Raw genomic sequence first — 1468 nt, 5'->3', positions numbered from 1 at the left:
GGTAGCACGCTTCGGTCGCAGAGAACAGGCCCAAACGACTGTTTAGCAAAAACACAGGTCTCTGCTAAGTCGTAAGACGAAGTATAGGGGCTGACACCTGCCCGGTGCTGGAAGGTTAAGGGGACATGTTAGCGTAAGCGAAGCATTGAACTTAAGCCCCAGTAAACGGCGGCCGTAACTATAACGGTCCTAAGGTAGCGAAATTCCTTGTCGGGTAAGTTCCGACCCGCACGAAAGGTGCAACGATTTGGGCACTGTCTCAACAATAGACCCGGTGAAATTATAATACCAGTGAAGATGCTGGTTACCTGCGACAGGACGGAAAGACCCCGTGGAGCTTTACTGTAGCTTGACATTGGATTTCGGTATCGTATGTACAGGATAGGTGGGAGACTTGGAAACTTGGACGCTAGTCTAGGTGGAGTCGCCCTTTGGATACCACCCTTACGATACTGGAATTCTAACCACGAACCGTAATCCGGTTCTGGGACACTGTCAGGCGGGCAGTTTGACTGGGGCGGTCGCCTCCGAAAGAGTAACGGAGGCGCCCAAAGGTTCCCTCAGCACGGTCGGAAATCGTGCGAAGAGTGTAAAGGCAGAAGGGAGCTTGATTGCGAGACATACAGGTCGAGCAAGGACGAAAGTCGGGCTTAGTGATCCGGCGGTACCGAGTGGAAGGGCCGTCGCTCAACGGATAAAAGCTACCCCGGGGATAACAGGCTTATCTCCCCCAAGAGTTCACATCGACGGGGAGGTTTGGCACCTCGATGTCGGCTCATCACATCCTGGGGCTGAAGTAGGTCCCAAGGGTTGGGCTGTTCGCCCATTAAAGTGGTACGCGAGCTGGGTTCAGAACGTCGTGAGACAGTTCGGTCCCTATCCGTCGTAGGCGTAGGAAATTTGAGAGGAGCTGTCCTTAGTACGAGAGGACCGGGATGGACGCACCGCTGGTGTACCAGTTGTCATGCCAATGGCACGGCTGGGTAGCTAAGTGTGGAAGGGATAAGTGCTGAAGGCATCTAAGCACGAAGCCCCCCTCGAGATAAGATTTCCCACTTTGAAAAAAGGTAAGATCCCAGGAAGACGACCTGGTTGATAGGTCGGAGGTGTAAGCGCAGCAATGTGTTCAGCTGACCGATACTAATCGATCGAGGACTTGACCTAAAAATTTCTTTCAGATATTGTGTAGTTATCAAAGAGCGTAAGAGTCATCTTATGTTCTTTAAGCTTCGGCTTAAGCAAGTGTAGTACAAAAGCGAATACTGATCAAACATTTTACAAGCAGTTAAGCGTTAAAGGAAACACAGAGGATTCAGTTTAACTGAATACTTCACAAGAGAAGCACTAGAAATGTCGTGACGAAAGCGAAGAGGTCACACCCGTTCCCATCCCGAACACGGAAGTTAAGCTCTTCAGCGCTGATGGTACTTGGTGGGTGACTGCCTGGGAGAGTAGGTCGTCGCGGCTT

The 1468-nt window shown here is 51.1% G+C and carries 2 rRNA genes; both read left to right on the top strand.

What is annotated here, in order from left to right:
- Window positions 1–1164, top strand: a 23S ribosomal RNA gene (locus ISALK_RS14960); the annotation flags it as partial.
- A gap of 187 nt (window positions 1165–1351) precedes the next feature.
- Window positions 1352–1468, top strand: a 5S ribosomal RNA gene (rrf, locus tag ISALK_RS14805).

This window comes from Isachenkonia alkalipeptolytica, assembly GCF_009910325.1.
Taxonomy (GTDB): Bacteria; Bacillota; Clostridia; order Peptostreptococcales; family T1SED10-28; genus Isachenkonia; species Isachenkonia alkalipeptolytica.
The sequence above is the reverse complement of the archived record's forward strand: the minus strand, read 5'-3'. Positions and strand labels throughout refer to the sequence as shown.